The sequence below is a fragment of the Escherichia sp. GZ89 genome, from assembly GCF_019366485.1.
GTDB classification, from domain to species: domain Bacteria; phylum Pseudomonadota; class Gammaproteobacteria; order Enterobacterales; family Enterobacteriaceae; genus Escherichia; species Escherichia fergusonii.
The window spans coordinates 1-15,559 of the sequence record NZ_JAEOHX010000006.1; the positions used below are offsets into that span (position 1 = coordinate 1).

A 15,559-nucleotide genomic window follows, 5' to 3' on the forward strand; every position below is an offset into this window, starting at 1 on the left:
GTTGTTCCGTGTCAGTGGTGGCGCATTATAGGGAGTTATTCCGGCCTGACAAGAGGAAATTTAAAATAATTTTCTGAATGCGCAACATTCAACCAAATCAGCCTGAAACTGCCAGTTTTTCGAGCGTTTTGAAGCCGTAACGCTGTAAAACGGGTAATAACTGTTCAGCTTCTGGCGTCATGGCCATGCAAAAGGCAATATTCGCATCGGCGGATTTTGCATCCGGGGCTTCATGTTCTAACAACCATGCCGTTCGGCGAGCAATCGCTGCGCCAGAATCCACCAGCCGTGTTCCCTCTGGCAGCACCTGTAACAGTTCTTCTTGTAGTAGAGGGAAATGGGTACACCCTAGTACAACGGTATCTGGCGGCTCTTTCATTCTTAACCACGGACGCAAGATACGTTTTAGCGCATCCAGAGAAACATCTTCGCCATGCAGCTTCGCTTCAGCCAACTCAACCATCTCTGCCGAGCCCAGCATTTCTATCTGGCATTCATTAGCGAAACGCGCGATCAGCTCATGAGTATAAGAACGTTTAACAGTTCCGCGGGTTGCCAGTAATCCGACAATGCCATTTGCCGTCAGACGTGCAGCAGGTTTAATCGCCGGCACGACACCAACAACCGGGAAGTCGAACTTTTCGCGTAATGCAGGAAGTGAAACGGTACTGGCGGTGTTGCAAGCGACCACAGCCAGCGCAAGGGGATAACGTTCTTGCACTGCGGTGACAATTGCCACCACTCGCTCAACAATAAACTCTTCGCTTTTTTCGCCATAAGGGAAAGCGACGTTATCGAAAGCATAAATGTAATGGAGATCCGGCAAGAGATGCCGGATCTCGTCATAGACCGACAACCCACCGACGCCGGAGTCAAACACCAGCACGGTGGGACGTGGTTCAGAAGGTGTAGCTGCCAGACAAGGTGTATTCCCGTCCTGCAGTTTGGTAGCCATAGACTGTCTCATAATCTTTGTCGAACAGGTTGGCTATTTTACCACGAACTGTCAGATGAGAGGTGACCGGATACGCAACCGCAAGATCCCACAAGCTCACACCGCCCATTTTGACTGACTTATAGGGCCAGGATGAGTAATCCGAATCGTATCGCGATCCCAGATATTGATAAGTTACACCCCAGTCAAAATCGAGCATTTGCCAGTCGAGCTGATACTTTACTTGCTGTTTAGGACGACGTTCTAACGGTTTGTCAGTTAAAGCATTTCTGGCATCCGTATAATCGTAGCTAACGGTATGCGCCAGTGGTCCAGTCTCGAAGTTTGCTGTAGATTCAATACCCTTAATATGCACCTTTGCGTCGTTATAATATCTTTCGCAGTTTTGGGTACAATTAATCATATCACTGATATCATTACGATATCCTGAAATACGCCAATTTACGCCTGCTGTTAAACCTTCAAATGCCCCTTCCCACTGTTTGCTTTTTTCTGGATCGAGATTCGGATTACCTTTGTAACCATATAACTGACCGAGATTTGGCGCTTTAAATGCAGTTCCATAGGAAGCGATAAAGCGATAACCTTCAATAAACTCCCATCCCACACTGGATTGCCATGTTGTGTGGCGATCAAATTGCGAGTTGTCGTCATTACGCACCGCGCCTTCTAACGTAAAATCGCCAAGTTTTTGCAATCCAGTCAGATAAATCCCCGTGTTACGCTGATCGTAACCTTTTGGCAAATATCCAGTTCCAGGAGTAGTGGATTGTTTTTGCCAGTCGATACCAGCTCCAACATCACCGTGACCGACCGTGACGCTATTTGTCCACTGGAGATTGTATTGTTTCATCTCATCCAGGTTAGCTGATGCGTCATAGCGTCCATAATGTGGATCGTAGTTGTAATCTTTACTATGGCTATAACTGGAAACAAGTTGAGATTGCAGTGTTTCGCCAGCGTAGCGAAGACCCGCATCCCAGCTTTGACTATAAAGTTTTCGTGTATCAATCAGCGGAGAACCGGGAGAGTACCAGGCGTCATATTTAGTTCGGTTATCATAGCCGTAGCCACGAACAAATCCGCTCCACGTATCAGAGAAGTTATGTTCAAGTTTGCCGTAGAGTGTTTTACTTAAAAAACCGTCTCTGTCTGACTGTGGCTGCATCCCAGTGTTGCCATAGGCAACGACATCAAATCCCTTGGTATAGGCATAATCACCAAGAAGTGTTACTCGAGTATTTTCGCCAATTTGTTGCTGAGTGGAAATATCGTAATTTTGATAACTATTACTTCCCCATCCTGCTGAAATTTCAGTACCAGTATTCTCACGGGAGGTAATAATATTTATCACACCGCCAATGGCATCTGAGCCATAAATCGCTGAACGTGGCCCACGGATATATTCGATACGCTGCACCAACGCGATCGGAAACTGGCTCAGGTCAGCCGATCCACTAACACCTGCTAAATTCAGACGTACGCCATCAATTAAAACCAGTGCATGGTTAGAGTTCGTGCCTCGAATAAAAATAGTTGAGAGCTGACCTTCTCCTCCATTTTGTGCAATTGCCACACCAGGCAAACGGCGGAGAACATCATTTACAGAGGAAACTTGCCATCGTTCAATATCCTCACGTGTCACGACAGTGACAGGAGCGAGCACGGCACTTAATGGTTCCTGAAAACGGTTAGCAGTAACGACGAGAGTATCCGGGCTGGTATCCTGTGCCCAAGCAGAAAATGCCGTGACGGAAAACGCCGTCAGCAGCGAAGCTTTTTTAATCATTGTAAAGCATCCACAATAGAAGAAGGATGCCGCAGGCTTCATCAATATTACGCGATGATGAGAACCAGATGCGACGTTAGCCGGCAGGTCTTCGGGCTTGGAGGGGTATATAAAATACTAAGAGATGATGACTTCCCACCGGATGGCAGTGTCCGCATAACGCAATCATCGCACCTTTCCTTACCGCTGCGCGTCAGCTCCAGATTTGCACTGGATTCCCTATTAACTCACAGGACCGGCGAGTGGATGCTACAGGTTGTAACAAGTTGCTGTCCAGACGTAGCTCACAAATAGGAATACATCAAGATCTGGACATCTGATGAGCAATCCCTACAATCGCCGCGTACATTTCATTTTCAGGATACATCATGACCCCCGAACACCTTCCAACAGAACAGTATGAAGCGCAGTTAGCCGAAAAAGTGGTACGTTTGCAAAGTATGATGGCGCCGTTTTCTGACCTGGTTCCGGAAGTGTTTCGCTCGCCGGTCAGTCATTACCGGATGCGTGCGGAGTTCCGCATCTGGCACGATGGCGATGACCTGTACCACATCATTTTCGATCAACAAACCAAAAGCCGTATCCGCGTGGATAGCTTCCCCGCCGCCAGTGAACTTATCAACCAGTTGATGACGGCGATGATTGCGGGTGTGCGTAATAATCCCGTTCTGCGCCACAAGCTATTCCAGATTGATTACCTCACTACGCTGAGCAATCAGGCGGTTGTTTCCCTGCTGTACCATAAAAAGCTGGATGATGAGTGGCGTCAGCAGGCGGAAGTCCTACGTGATGCACTGCGCGCGCAGAATCTGAATGTGCATCTGATTGGTCGGGCAACGAAAACCAAAATCGAGCTGGATCAAGATTACATCGACGAACGTCTGCCGGTTGCAGGGAGAGAAATGATCTACCGTCAGGTGGAGAACAGTTTCACCCAGCCGAACGCGGCGATGAATATTCAAATGCTGGAATGGGCGCTGGACGTGACCAAAGACTCAAAAGGCGACTTACTGGAGCTGTACTGCGGCAACGGTAACTTTTCATTAGCGCTGGCACGCAATTTTGATCGGGTATTAGCTACCGAAATCGCCAAGCCGTCGGTCGCTGCCGCGCAATACAACATTGCCGCTAACCATATTGATAACGTACAAATTATTCGTATGGCGGCAGAAGAATTTACTCAGGCGATGAATGGTGTGCGCGAGTTTAACCGCCTGCAAGGGATCGACTTAAAGAGTTATCAGTGCGAAACCATTTTTGTCGACCCACCGCGCAGCGGTCTGGACAGTGAAACCGAGAAAATGGTGCAGGCGTATCCGCGTATTTTGTACATCTCCTGCAATCCGGAAACGTTATGTAAGAATCTGGAAACATTAAGCCAGACGCACAAGGTTGAACGTCTGGCTCTGTTTGATCAATTCCCCTACACGCACCATATGGAGTGCGGCGTATTACTGACGGCGAAGTAAAATCCATGCCGGATAGCATCGCATCCGGCATGCCACCTATTATTCTGTAACTTCCTGCTTACGGTTACGCACTTTAGTGCCAATCCAGAAGACCAGAATTACCGACAGTACAGCCGGGAAGAAATTCGAGCCAATAGCCGGATATTCCGCACGAACCACAGTGCTATAAAGCAGAACACCGAGAATAAAACAGGCAGCAGCCAGTCCAGGCAACCCAACCGGCATAGTGCGATTAAGGTAACGTTGATGCAGGCAGTAAACTGTCAACACCAGGGAAATAATCGGAAATACTGAAAATGGCACAATCGAGCTAAACAGCGCCGAAAACGTGCCATTAATTGACAGGCCAGCCACCAGCGCCAGCAGTAGCGTACCTTTATCCTGATTAGATTGTTTCATTACTCGTCCTTCACATTTCCCGGAATAATTGCGGTTTTATCTTGCTCACGGCGATACCAGTAATAAGCCCCTTTCGAAATCATTCGCAGTTGCAGTACCAGTCGCTCTTCTAATTGCCGACGTTGCTCGACGCCGACATCCAACGCCTCGGCCCCCGCACTGAAGACAATCGTCACCATTGCTTCGGCTTGCGCTTCAGTAAACGCACGCGGCATATGGTTTTCGAGTTCCAGATAGTCCGCAAGTTCCGCAATAAAGTGCTGAATTTCACGCGCAACCGCAGCACGAAACGCGGCGGAGGTGCCGGAGCGTTCCCGCAATAATAACCGGAAGGCGTTAGGATTATTACCGATGAACTCCATAAATGTGGAGACCGAGGTACGGATCACACTCCCGCCTTTGGCGATACGCTGACGCGCCTGGCGCATGAGTTGGCGCAGCATCAAACCGCTTTCATCAACCATGGTCAGACCAAGCTCGTCTACGTCGCGGAAATGCCGATAAAAAGAGGTGGGAGCAATACCGGCTTCACGCGCCACTTCACGCAAACTCAGGCTGGCGAAGCTGCGTTCAGCACTTAATTGGCTAAATGCGGCTTCCACCAGCGAACGGCGGGTTTTTTCTTTTTGTTGCGCTCTTACGCCCATCACGATGTTTGAATCCTTGCCAATAGTACTGCGGGCACTATACCAGAGAATAAACTGACTGGATTGATTCAGTGTCGTTAATGAATGTTGAAGTCATAAAACATTGCTACTGCAATTCCTTAGTCGGTTCTTTCACGAACAGCAACGCCAGCATAGACAGCAATGTTCCCCCGCCCAGATACCACGCCGGAGCCGTCAGACTATCCAGCAACACGATAGATTGCGTAGCGAAATATTGAGCAAAACCGCCAAAGATTGCCACACCAATGCTATAAACCAGCGCAAAACCCAATGCCCGAATACGCTTAGATAACAGTTCGGAGATCAACAACATCACTGGTACACCGCCAAGAGTGGTAAAGCTGACCATCACAAAAACCACCGACAGCAACATGCCAGGACTTGGGTAATTCACCAACAGCCAGAACGAAGGCCAGCTACAAATCAACACCATCACACGTGAGATTAAAATCAACTTTTTACGTCCAACCGAGTCACACAGCATCCCCACTAACAGCGCCCCCGCAAACGTAATACCCCCTGCCAGTAACATCGCTGCATGAGAATAGTTTTGATTCATTCCTAAATACTTCGCTGCCCATGTACCGTAATAAAAGAGGGAGATATAGGTTGCGACTGTACTACCAATAGCGAGCAAGATACCGTTAGCGATAGTCGCTTTATGTTGCATAAGTAAGGAGAAGGCACTTTCGCTGGCTGCGGCCTTCTTATTATGTGCTGGCTCTGGAGCATCATTTTCCAGGCTCAGACGCAACCAACAGCCGACAGGCGCTAATAACACGCCAATAAAAAACGGCACACGCCAGCCCCATTCGGCCATTACGGTTTCTGAACCTGTCGCAAAGGGTAGCCATGCGCTTAAACCTAAAGCGACAACACCTCCAAAAGTTGTTGCCAGGCCTTGGGTCGCCAGCGACCAACTGCTGTAAAAACCGCGACGATTTGCCGGAGCTGACTCCACCAGTAGCGACATTGAAGCCCCAACTTCACCGCCTGCCGCAACGCCCTGAATCAAACGCGCCAGTACCAGAGTTGCCGTTCCCCAATAACCCGCCGTTTCATACGTCGGTGCGATGCCTATCATCAGTGTACCGAGGCTCATCAGGGCAATGGTGAACACCATCGCGGGTTTGCGTCCGAAGCGATCGGCCCAGGCGCCAACAATAATCCCACCGAGCGGACGCATAAAAAAGCTCACGCCGAAAGTGGCAAATGCCAGCAGAAGCGCGACGTTTTTATCAGCGCTGGGCGGGAAAAATAGTGTACTGATATAGACCACAAAAAAGTTGTAAACGCCAAAATCAAAAAATTCGAGCGCATTGCCAAACGCCGAGGCAAAAATCACCCGCCTGCCGCTGGGCTTTTTCTTCACACTCACGGTTTCATTTACGATCGCCGTCATTCCATATTCCTTGCCATAAAGAGTTGTTGTGTTGTTTTTTTATTTATTGCAGCCAGGCTTCAACCAGTGCGCTCCAGTAGCTGCTTGCCGGGACCAGGCTTGCATCGTTGAAGTCGTAACCTGGGTTATGCACCATGCAGGAACCTTCTCCAACGTCGCCATTACCGAATAACAGGAAACCGCCTTTTGGTTGGGCTTCCAGCATGAAAGAGAAATCTTCACTGCCCATCAGGGGCTTGATGCCAAACTCGGCCCGCTCTTCACCAAACGTTTTACACGCCACCTGCCAGGCGAAGCGCGCCATCTCCTCGTCATTCACTAATACCGGTGTACCGTTAACATGCGTAATCTCAGCCGTAGCGCCAAAGCTGACAGCCTGGGCCTGTGCCAGAGCAGGAATACGGGTCAGAAGAAGTTGCCGGGTGTCGCGGCTAAGAGAGCGAACGCTGATTTTCATCTCAGCACTGTCAGGAATGACGTTAGCCGCCTCACCCGCAACAATGCTGCCAACGGTAATTACCGCCGCTTCCAGCGGATCGACATTGCGCGACACAATGCTTTGTAATGCGGTGGTGATATGTGCCGCGACCAGCACCGGATCGATGGCTTTGTGCGGGATCGCACCGTGTCCGCCACAACCACGAACCGTAATATGGAACTGATCCATTGACGCCATTAGCGCCCCAGGCTGGAAATAAAACTTACCCACCGGCAGACCGGGCATGTTATGCATGCCGAAAATGACATCGCAGGGGAAACGGTCAAAAAGCCCCTCTTTAACCATGATCTCACCGCCGTTAATCATCTCTTCCGCAGGCTGGAAGATAAGACGTAACGTGCCGTTAAAACGGCGGGTTTCGGCCAAATAACGCGCGGCACCCAGCAGTATGGTGGTATGCCCGTCATGCCCGCAGGCGTGCATTAAACCAGGATGTTTACTGGCCCAGGGCTTGCCACTATTTTCATAAATCGGCAACGCATCCATATCTGCCCTCAGGCCAATACTTTTCTCTCCGTCGCCCACTTTTAACGTGGCCACTATCCCCGTCGTCGCCAGTCCTTGCTCTACTTCATAGCCCCACTTGCGCAGCTTTTCCGCCACCAACGCACTGGTTTTAAATTCCTGTAATCCCAGTTCCGGGTTTTCGTGGATCTGATGGCGGATCTCGCGCAGTTCTTCCTCAAACCCACGAATATAGTGTTCGATCATCGGCTATTCCTTTATTTACTTATAAACAGGCTAATTAACGGATTTTATTGATGGTATAAATACAAATACTCCATCAATATAAAATACTTATATATTTGTTTTATAAGAATATTTCATAAAGACAATAACAAAAAAGCACGCTTCGGCAAGATAAAACCATCAGCTATAAGAAAAAGCGATTAATAGGGAATTAATAAAATAAGAAGGAGGAAGACAAAGCAAAGGTCGCTCACGATATAGCCAGATAAATGACGGGGATCAATTGGCTTACCCGCGATAAAATGTTACCATTCTGTTGCTTTTATGTATAAGAACAGGTAAGCCCTACCATGCCACATTCCTACGATTACGATGCCATAGTAATAGGTTCCGGCCCCGGCGGCGAAGGCGCTGCAATGGGCCTGGTTAAGCAAGGTGCGCGCGTCGCAGTTATCGAGCGTTATCAAAATGTTGGCGGCGGCTGCACCCACTGGGGCACCATCCCGTCGAAAGCTCTCCGTCACGCCGTCAGCCGCATTATAGAATTCAATCAAAACCCACTTTACAGCGACCATTCGCGACTGCTCCGCTCTTCTTTTGCCGATATCCTTAACCATGCCGATAACGTGATTAATCAACAAACACGTATGCGTCAGGGATTTTACGAACGTAATCACTGTGAAATATTGCAGGGGAACGCTCGCTTTGTTGACGAGCATACGCTGGCGCTGGATTGCCCGGACGGCAGCGTCGAAACACTAACCGCTGAAAAATTTGTTATTGCCTGTGGTTCTCGCCCTTATCATCCAACAGATGTTGATTTCACCCATCCACGCATTTACGACAGCGACTCAATTCTTAGCATGCACCACGAACCGCGCCATGTACTTATCTATGGTGCTGGAGTGATCGGCTGTGAATATGCGTCGATCTTCCGCGGTATGGATGTAAAAGTGGATCTGATCAACACCCGCGATCGTCTGCTGGCGTTTCTCGATCAAGAGATGTCAGACTCTCTCTCCTATCACTTCTGGAACAGTGGTGTAGTGATTCGTCACAACGAAGAGTACGAGAAGATCGAAGGCTGTGAGGACGGTGTGATTATGCATCTGAAGTCGGGCAAAAAGCTGAAAGCCGACTGTCTGCTCTACGCCAATGGTCGCACCGGTAATACCGATTCGCTAGCGTTACAGAACATTGGGCTGGAAACTGACAGTCGCGGACAGCTGAAGGTCAACAGCATGTATCAGACCGCACAGCCGCACGTTTACGCGGTGGGCGACGTGATTGGTTATCCGAGCCTGGCGTCGGCAGCCTATGACCAGGGGCGCATTGCCGCGCAGGCGCTGGTGAAAGGTGAAGCCACCGCACATCTGATTGAAGATATCCCTACCGGCATTTACACCATCCCGGAAATCAGCTCTGTAGGCAAAACCGAACAGCAGCTGACCGCGATGAAAGTGCCGTATGAAGTGGGCCGCGCCCAGTTTAAACATCTGGCACGTGCACAAATCGTCGGCATGAACGTGGGCACGCTGAAAATTTTGTTCCATCGGGAAACAAAAGAGATTCTGGGCATTCACTGCTTTGGCGAGCGCGCTGCCGAAATTATTCATATCGGTCAGGCGATTATGGAACAGAAAGGTGGCGGCAACACTATTGAGTACTTCGTCAACACCACCTTTAACTACCCGACGATGGCGGAAGCCTATCGGGTAGCTGCGTTAAACGGCTTAAACCGCCTGTTTTAACACTTTATCGAAATGGCCATCCATTCTTGCGCGGATGGCCTCTGCCAGCTGCTCATAGCGGCTGCGCAGCGGTGAGCCAGGACGATAAACCAGGCCAATAGTGCGGCGTGGTTCCGGCTTAATGCACGGCAGATAAACAACCCCATCGCGTTTGCGCTCCGGCGGCACAGCCAGTGCAGGCAGTAAAGTAATCCCGCTACCTGCCGCCACCATGTTGCGCAGAGTTTCCAGGCTGGTCGCGCGGAAGTGTGTATCTTCATCCGCCCCGGCTTCAAAGCAGAAACCCATTGCCTGATCGCGCAAACAGTGACCATCTTCCAGCATCAGCAGCTTTTCCCCTGCCAGATCGGCCATCGGTACGCATTCGCGGTTCGCCCACGGGTGATCTTCATAGATGGCCAGCAACATTGGCTCATCAAACAACGGCACTTCAATAAATGCTTCACTCTCTTTCACCAGCGCGAGGATCACGCAATCGAGTTTGCCACTGTCCAGTTGCGCCAGTAACTGGTGGGTCTGTGCTTCATGCAGATACATTTCCAGCTTTGGAAAGGTCTGGTGCAGCATCGGGATAATATGCGGTAACAGGTAAGGCCCAACCGTTGGAATCAAACCAATATGCAGCGGCCCGGACATTGTCTCGCCCTGCTGGCTTGCCATCTCTTTAAGGACTTTCACCTCACGCAGCACAGTACGCGCCTGATCCACCAGCAGCATTCCCGCCTGGGTGAATAACACTTTACGGCTGGTCCGCTCCAGCAACATCACGCCCAGCTCATCTTCCAGCTTACGAATTTGCCCGCTAAGCGTCGGCTGGCTAACGTGGCAGGAATCTGCCGCACGCCGAAAATGACGGTGTTCAGCCAATGCCACCAGGTACTCAAGATCACGAATATTCATTATCCATCCTCCATCGCCACGATAGTTCATGGCGATAGGTAGCATAGCAACGAACGATTATCCCTATCAAGCATTCTGACTGATAATTGCTCACAGAAACGGAGCGGCACCTCTTTTAACCCTTGAAGTCACTGCCCGTTTCGAGAGTTTCTCAACTCGAATAACTAAAGCCAACGTGAACTTTTGCGGATCTCCAGGATCCGCTTTTTTTTGCCATAAAAAAGCCCGGCGATAAGCCAGGCTCAAATTTGTACATATAATTGTTCTTACCCCAACCGCGCTCGCGCAAAAGCAATCGCCTGCGCCACCTGCTGCGGGGAGACGCCGCCTTTTGCTGCACGCTTGTCGAGGCACGATTGCAGCGACAGAATCGGATAGACATCTTCGCCAATCACCTCGCTGAATTGCTGCAACTCGACGAGCGGCAGCTCTTCCAGCGGTTTGCCCTGACGAATGGCTTCCACCACCGCTTCACCCACAATATGGTGCGCCTCGCGGAACGGCACACCTTTCGCCACCAGGTAATCCGCCAGTTCAGTGGCGTTCGCATACCCCTGCTGCGCCGCTTCCTGGCAACGTGGGCGTTTCACCTGAATCCCGTCCAGCACCAGCGCCGCCATATGCAGGCAGTCCAGCCAGGTATCGAGCGCGTCGAACAGACCTTCTTTGTCTTCCTGCATATCTTTGTTATAGGCCAACGGCAGACCTTTCAGCGTCATCATCATGCCGGTCAACGCGCCCTGAACACGACCGCATTTACCGCGAATCAACTCCAGCGCATCCGGGTTTTTCTTCTGCGGCATTAATGATGAACCGGAAGTCACGCGGTCCGAAAGCTCCACAAACCCCGCTTCGCCGGTGTTAAAGAAAATCAGATCTTCAGCAAAACGCGACAGATGCACCATGCCGATAGCGGCAGCAGAAAGCAGTTCCAGCACATGATCACGGTCAGAAACGCTGTCGAGACTGTTACGGGTCGCTGAAGCAAAGCCCAGCCAGCCAGCTAACTGTTCACGGTCGATTTCATAAGCCGTTCCCGCCAGCGCGCCACAGCCTAACGGACTGACATCCAGACGCTTAAGCGCATCCTGCAAGCGGCTTTCATCACGCGCCAGCATCTCCACGTAAGCCAGGCACCAGTGCGCGAACGTCACCGGTTGAGCACGTTGCAGGTGGGTGTAACCTGGCATTACCGCGTCCTGATTGTTCTGCGCGGTCTCGACCAGAGCGGATTGTAACTGCCGGTTAGCCGTCAGCAACTCGCTAACGGTATCTTTGCACCACAGTTTCAGGTCAGTCGCTACCTGATCATTACGGCTACGCCCGGTATGCAGTTTTTTGCCTAACTGGCCCACTTTGTCGATAAGTTTGCCTTCTACCCAGCTATGGATATCTTCGGCGTCGCTTTCAAGGATTTGTTGTGGCCTGGCGCGAACATCTTCCAGCAGCACGTTCAGCGCCTCTTCCAGTTGCACTTGTTCTTCTGCGGTTAACACGCCTACCGTTACCAGCGCTTTGGACCAGGCCACAGAGCCAACAATATCCTGCTCCGCCAGACGGTAATCAAAGCGCAGTGAGTCGTTGAATTGTTTAAACCGTTGATCTACTGCCTGGGTAAAACGCCCGCCCCAAAGTGCCATAACTCTGTTTCCTTATTTTGAAATTCAATGCCAGAAAGCTACGTCTCCGGCCAACAAAACTTAAGCTAAAATCCGTGTACCAATAGGCATACCGTTAAACAGTGCCGGAAGCTGTTCCGCATGACGCCAGGAAGCGATATCTACCGGGCGGCCCAGCGTGCGCGCAGCATCCAGCGCCGCGTTCACTTTCACTATCATGCCGTCAGTAATAATGCCCTGCTCAATCAGTTGTTCTGCTTTCGCGGCGGTCATTTCGGCAATACGTTGCCCTTTGCCATCGAGAATACCGCTGACATCAGAGAGCAAAATCAGATCTGCGCCCAGCGTTGCCGCCAGCGCCGTCGCCGCCTGGTCGGCATTGACGTTCATCAGTTGCCCTTCGTCTGTTACGCCAATGGAGCTGACCACCGGCAGATAACCGTTTTCCAGCAACGTGTTGATAAGCTTAGGCGAACCTGGCTGCGCCAGTCCAACATGGCCTAACTCTTCATCGAGCTGGGTCACTTTTACGCTGTCGCCGTCACCGAGAAACAAGCCTACGGCTGCAATCTGATGTTTCTTCGCCCACGCCAGCAAGGTTTTATTTGCCGTTCCCGCCAGCGCCCCGGTGATAATGTCTATCTGATCCGCAGGCGTCACCCGCAGGCCATTTTTCTTTTTCACCGGCAGATTCAGCCCTTTCATCAGCTCATCCACCACGCAACCGCCGCCGTGGACAATCACCAGCGGACGCTGATGTGACTCGCGATAGTTCACCAGTGCGGTAAACAGACGTTCCAGTGCCTCTTCACTATCCAGCAGTACGCCGCCCAGTTTGATAATTAATGGATTCATCATTGCACCCCTAAATAAGAGACTGCGTTTCCGCATAGCCGAAACGAATATTGGCGCACTGCATCGCTTGCGCCGCTGCACCTTTCAATAAGTTGTCCTCGGTCGCCACGATAATCAGATGTTCCCCCTGAACGGCAAAACCGATATCGCAGAACGGCAGTCCGACGACATTTTTTAGCGCCGGAACGCCTTTGTGATACAGCCGCACCAGCGGTTTATGGGCATACGCCTGCTGTAACGCTTGCGCGACTTGCGCCTGGGCCACACCCGGTTTCAGGCGGCAGGTAATGGTTTCGAGAATGCCGCGCGGGAAATTGCCCAGATGTGGGGTGAAGATAACGTCAGCACCGAGGTGTGTGGCGATCTCTGGTTGATGGCGATGAGTAAAGACGCCATACGGTTGCAGGCTAACTTCACAAAAACTATTTGAAATCGCGGCCTTACGTCCTGCTCCGCTCACACCACTGGTGGCGTTGATAACCGGCCACTGATTGAGGTCAAGAAGATCGGCATCAATTAATGGTTTCAGCGCCAACTGTGCCGCCGTCGGATAACAGCCCGGCACCGCAATCAGATTCGCTTCTTTTAATTTATTGCCACACCACTCCGCAAGGCCATAGACCGCCTGCTCAAGCAATGCAGGGTATCGATGTGTAAAGCCGTAATATTTTTCATAGAAGGTGGCGTCGTTAACACGAAACGCGCCGGAAAGGTCGAACACCACACAGCCTGCTTCAAGAAATTGTGGGGCCAAATCATGGCTAACTTCATGGGCGGTGGCGAGAAACACCACGTCCACCCCTGAGCTAAACTCGCTGATATCCGACATCGGCTGTAACGGCAGATCAACGATGCCTTTTAGCTGCGGATGTAAATCGGAGATTAATTTTCCTGCATCATTGCTTTGCGCTGAGACGGTCAAAGCGGTTATGTTCATATGAGGATGGCGATTTACATAGGTCACTAGCTCTGCGCCAGCGTAACCACTGGCACCCACAATCAGCGTATTCAACATCGGGGCTATTCACCTTCTTATGTCTGTTTGCCTGGCTAAACGTAAAACATTCACCTTACGGCTGGTGGGTTTTATTACGCTCAACGTTAGTGTATTTTTATTCACAAATAATGCATGAATATTGATACTATCATGACCTGAGGTGTGTCAACAATGAAAAACAAATTACCGCCATTTATCGAGATTTACCGCGCTCTGATTGCCACACCATCGATTAGCGCAACGGAAGAAGCGCTCGATCAAAGTAATGCGGGTTTAATCACTCTACTGGCGGACTGGTTTAAAGATCTGGGCTTCAATGTGGAAGTACAGCCAGTACCCGGCACACGTAACAAATTCAATATGCTGGCAAGTACCGGACAAGGCGCAGGCGGCTTGCTGCTGGCCGGTCATACCGATACCGTGCCATTTGATGATGGGCGTTGGACGCGCGATCCATTCACCCTGACCGAGCATGACGGCAAGCTCTATGGTCTGGGTACGGCTGATATGAAAGGTTTCTTTGCGTTTATTCTTGATACGCTACGCGACGTTGACGTTACGAAACTGAAAAAGCCGCTCTATATTCTGGCGACCGCCGACGAAGAAACCAGTATGGCGGGTGCACGTTACTTCTCGGAAACCACCTCCCTGCGTCCGGATTGTGCCATTATCGGCGAGCCAACATCACTGCAACCTGTTCGAGCGCATAAAGGTCATATCTCCAACACGATTCGAGTAATGGGGCAGTCGGGGCACTCCAGTGATCCTGCTCGTGGTGTAAATGCTATTGAACTGATGCATGATGCCATCGGTCATATCCTGCAACTGCGTGACACTCTTAAAGAACGCTATCACTATGAGGCATTTACCGTGCCTTACCCCACGCTTAACCTTGGTCATATTCACGGCGGCGACGCAGCTAACCGTATCTGCGCTTGCTGTGAGTTGCATATGGATATTCGCCCTTTACCGGGAATGACGCTCAACGATCTCAATGGGTTACTCAACGAAGCGCTGGCTCCAGTGAGTGAACGCTGGCCGGGTCGCCTGACGGTAGAAGAGTTGCATCCTCCTATTCCGGGTTATGAATGCCCGCCGGACCACCAACTGGTTGAAGTGGTTGAGAAATTACTCGGCACACATACCGAAGTAGTGAATTACTGTACCGAAGCGCCTTTTATTCAAACGTTATGTCCGACGCTGGTGTTAGGACCGGGTTCAATCAACCAGGCCCATCAGCCTGATGAATATCTGGAGACGCGTTTTATCAAGCCGACCCGTGAGCTGATCACTCAGGTTATTCACCATTTCTGCTGGCATTAAAAAAACGAGTGATGCCCAATTGTAGTCGGATAAGGCGGTCCAGCCGCAGTAATGTCGGATAAGATGTTGACGCATCTTATCCGACCTACTGTCATTCATATTTTGGTGATAATCGGAGCGTTTTTTTAACATTTCCATAAGTTACGCTTATTTTATTCGTCGTGAATGAAATGGCGTAAATTCTTACTGTTCATTCATTTGCTGAAGCGATTTCGCAGCAATTGACGTTCCTGGTTTTACGTG

Annotated in this window: 13 protein-coding genes and 1 riboswitch; of the genes, 3 read left to right on the plus strand and 10 right to left on the minus strand. The window is 50.5% G+C overall.

The genetic code is table 11. The features are described from left to right. Positions 1 to 97: 97 nt before the first annotated feature. On the minus strand, positions 98 to 955 hold the full coding sequence (murI, locus tag K0335_RS11330) for a glutamate racemase (RefSeq protein ID WP_104920047.1): 858 nt from the start codon (positions 953 to 955) through the stop codon (positions 98 to 100). Beyond that, positions 900 to 2,744, minus strand: a complete 1,845-nt coding sequence (gene btuB / locus K0335_RS11335; RefSeq protein WP_000591391.1) for a TonB-dependent vitamin B12 receptor BtuB — start codon at positions 2,742 to 2,744, stop codon at positions 900 to 902. The genes murI and btuB overlap by 56 nt, the downstream gene beginning before the upstream one ends. A 64-nt stretch (positions 2,745 to 2,808) precedes the next feature. Further along, positions 2,809 to 2,999: riboswitch (cobalamin riboswitch) on the minus strand. 113 nt (positions 3,000 to 3,112) lie between these two features. Between btuB and trmA the strand changes: the two genes are divergently transcribed. After that, positions 3,113 to 4,213 (plus strand): tRNA (uridine(54)-C5)-methyltransferase TrmA, encoded by a 1,101-nt coding sequence (gene trmA / locus K0335_RS11340; protein WP_000187029.1) that lies wholly within the window; start codon positions 3,113 to 3,115, stop codon positions 4,211 to 4,213. Between the two features lie 39 nt (positions 4,214 to 4,252). Here trmA and K0335_RS11345 read toward each other — a convergent pair whose 3' ends face one another. The 4 genes from K0335_RS11345 to K0335_RS11360 all read right to left on the minus strand — a co-directional run bounded on the left by K0335_RS11345 (position 4,253) and on the right by K0335_RS11360 (position 7,892). Further along, positions 4,253 to 4,612: a YijD family membrane protein gene (locus K0335_RS11345; RefSeq protein WP_000814368.1), complete on the minus strand. Its 360-nt coding sequence runs from the start codon at positions 4,610 to 4,612 to the stop codon at positions 4,253 to 4,255. Further along, complete coding sequence (fabR, locus tag K0335_RS11350; RefSeq protein WP_015953867.1) at positions 4,612 to 5,262, minus strand: HTH-type transcriptional repressor FabR; 651 nt, start codon at positions 5,260 to 5,262, stop codon at positions 4,612 to 4,614. Before fabR ends, K0335_RS11345 begins: the two co-directional genes overlap by 1 nt. Before the next feature lie 103 nt (positions 5,263 to 5,365). Then, complete coding sequence (locus K0335_RS11355) at positions 5,366 to 6,682, minus strand: citrate-proton symporter (protein ID WP_219393828.1); 1,317 nt, start codon at positions 6,680 to 6,682, stop codon at positions 5,366 to 5,368. 43 nt (positions 6,683 to 6,725) lie between these two features. Continuing rightward, entirely contained in the window at positions 6,726 to 7,892 is a 1,167-nt protein-coding gene (locus K0335_RS11360; protein ID WP_219393829.1) for a M20 aminoacylase family protein, read from the minus strand. Positions 7,893 to 8,221: 329 nt separating this feature from the next. On the opposite strand from K0335_RS11360, the gene sthA reads away from it, so the two are divergent. Then, a complete protein-coding gene (gene sthA, locus K0335_RS11365) occupies positions 8,222 to 9,622 on the plus strand; it encodes a Si-specific NAD(P)(+) transhydrogenase (protein ID WP_104920045.1) in 1,401 nt (466 codons plus the stop codon). Here the strand turns inward: sthA and oxyR are convergent. From oxyR to argC, 4 genes are all read right to left on the minus strand, one after another. Next, on the minus strand, positions 9,605 to 10,522 hold the full coding sequence (gene oxyR / locus K0335_RS11370) for a DNA-binding transcriptional regulator OxyR (protein WP_001025939.1): 918 nt from the start codon (positions 10,520 to 10,522) through the stop codon (positions 9,605 to 9,607). The two genes, sthA and oxyR, sit on opposite strands and share 18 nt — an antisense overlap. A 266-nt stretch (positions 10,523 to 10,788) precedes the next feature. After that, positions 10,789 to 12,162 carry an argininosuccinate lyase gene (gene argH / locus K0335_RS11375; RefSeq protein ID WP_160193796.1) on the minus strand — a complete coding sequence of 458 codons (1,374 nt, stop codon included), beginning with the start codon at positions 12,160 to 12,162 and terminating at the stop codon, positions 10,789 to 10,791. Positions 12,163 to 12,222: 60 nt separating this feature from the next. Continuing rightward, on the minus strand, positions 12,223 to 12,999 hold the full coding sequence (gene argB, locus K0335_RS11380) for an acetylglutamate kinase (protein WP_002432931.1): 777 nt from the start codon (positions 12,997 to 12,999) through the stop codon (positions 12,223 to 12,225). 7 nt (positions 13,000 to 13,006) lie between these two features. Continuing rightward, positions 13,007 to 14,011, minus strand: coding sequence for an N-acetyl-gamma-glutamyl-phosphate reductase (gene argC / locus K0335_RS11385; RefSeq protein ID WP_104920042.1), 1,005 nt, complete (start codon positions 14,009 to 14,011; stop codon positions 13,007 to 13,009). Between the two features lie 153 nt (positions 14,012 to 14,164). Between argC and argE the strand changes: the two genes are divergently transcribed. After that, complete coding sequence (gene argE / locus K0335_RS11390; protein WP_000791753.1) at positions 14,165 to 15,316, plus strand: acetylornithine deacetylase; 1,152 nt, start codon at positions 14,165 to 14,167, stop codon at positions 15,314 to 15,316. The last annotated feature ends 243 nt before the right edge of the window (positions 15,317 to 15,559 follow it).

Coding starts and splice junctions, on each gene's coding strand:
- murI (WP_104920047.1), bottom strand. CDS start 955: ATGGCTACCAAACTGCAGGACGGGAATACACCTTGTCTGGCAGCTACA.
- btuB (WP_000591391.1), bottom strand. CDS start 2,744: ATGATTAAAAAAGCTTCGCTGCTGACGGCGTTTTCCGTCACGGCATTT.
- trmA (WP_000187029.1), top strand. CDS start 3,113: ATGACCCCCGAACACCTTCCAACAGAACAGTATGAAGCGCAGTTAGCC.
- K0335_RS11345 (WP_000814368.1), bottom strand. CDS start 4,612: ATGAAACAATCTAATCAGGATAAAGGTACGCTACTGCTGGCGCTGGTG.
- K0335_RS11355 (WP_219393828.1), bottom strand. CDS start 6,682: ATGACGGCGATCGTAAATGAAACCGTGAGTGTGAAGAAAAAGCCCAGC.
- K0335_RS11360 (WP_219393829.1), bottom strand. CDS start 7,892: ATGATCGAACACTATATTCGTGGGTTTGAGGAAGAACTGCGCGAGATC.
- sthA (WP_104920045.1), top strand. CDS start 8,222: ATGCCACATTCCTACGATTACGATGCCATAGTAATAGGTTCCGGCCCC.
- oxyR (WP_001025939.1), bottom strand. CDS start 10,522: ATGAATATTCGTGATCTTGAGTACCTGGTGGCATTGGCTGAACACCGT.
- argH (WP_160193796.1), bottom strand. CDS start 12,162: ATGGCACTTTGGGGCGGGCGTTTTACCCAGGCAGTAGATCAACGGTTT.
- argB (WP_002432931.1), bottom strand. CDS start 12,999: ATGATGAATCCATTAATTATCAAACTGGGCGGCGTACTGCTGGATAGT.
- argC (WP_104920042.1), bottom strand. CDS start 14,011: ATGTTGAATACGCTGATTGTGGGTGCCAGTGGTTACGCTGGCGCAGAG.
- argE (WP_000791753.1), top strand. CDS start 14,165: ATGAAAAACAAATTACCGCCATTTATCGAGATTTACCGCGCTCTGATT.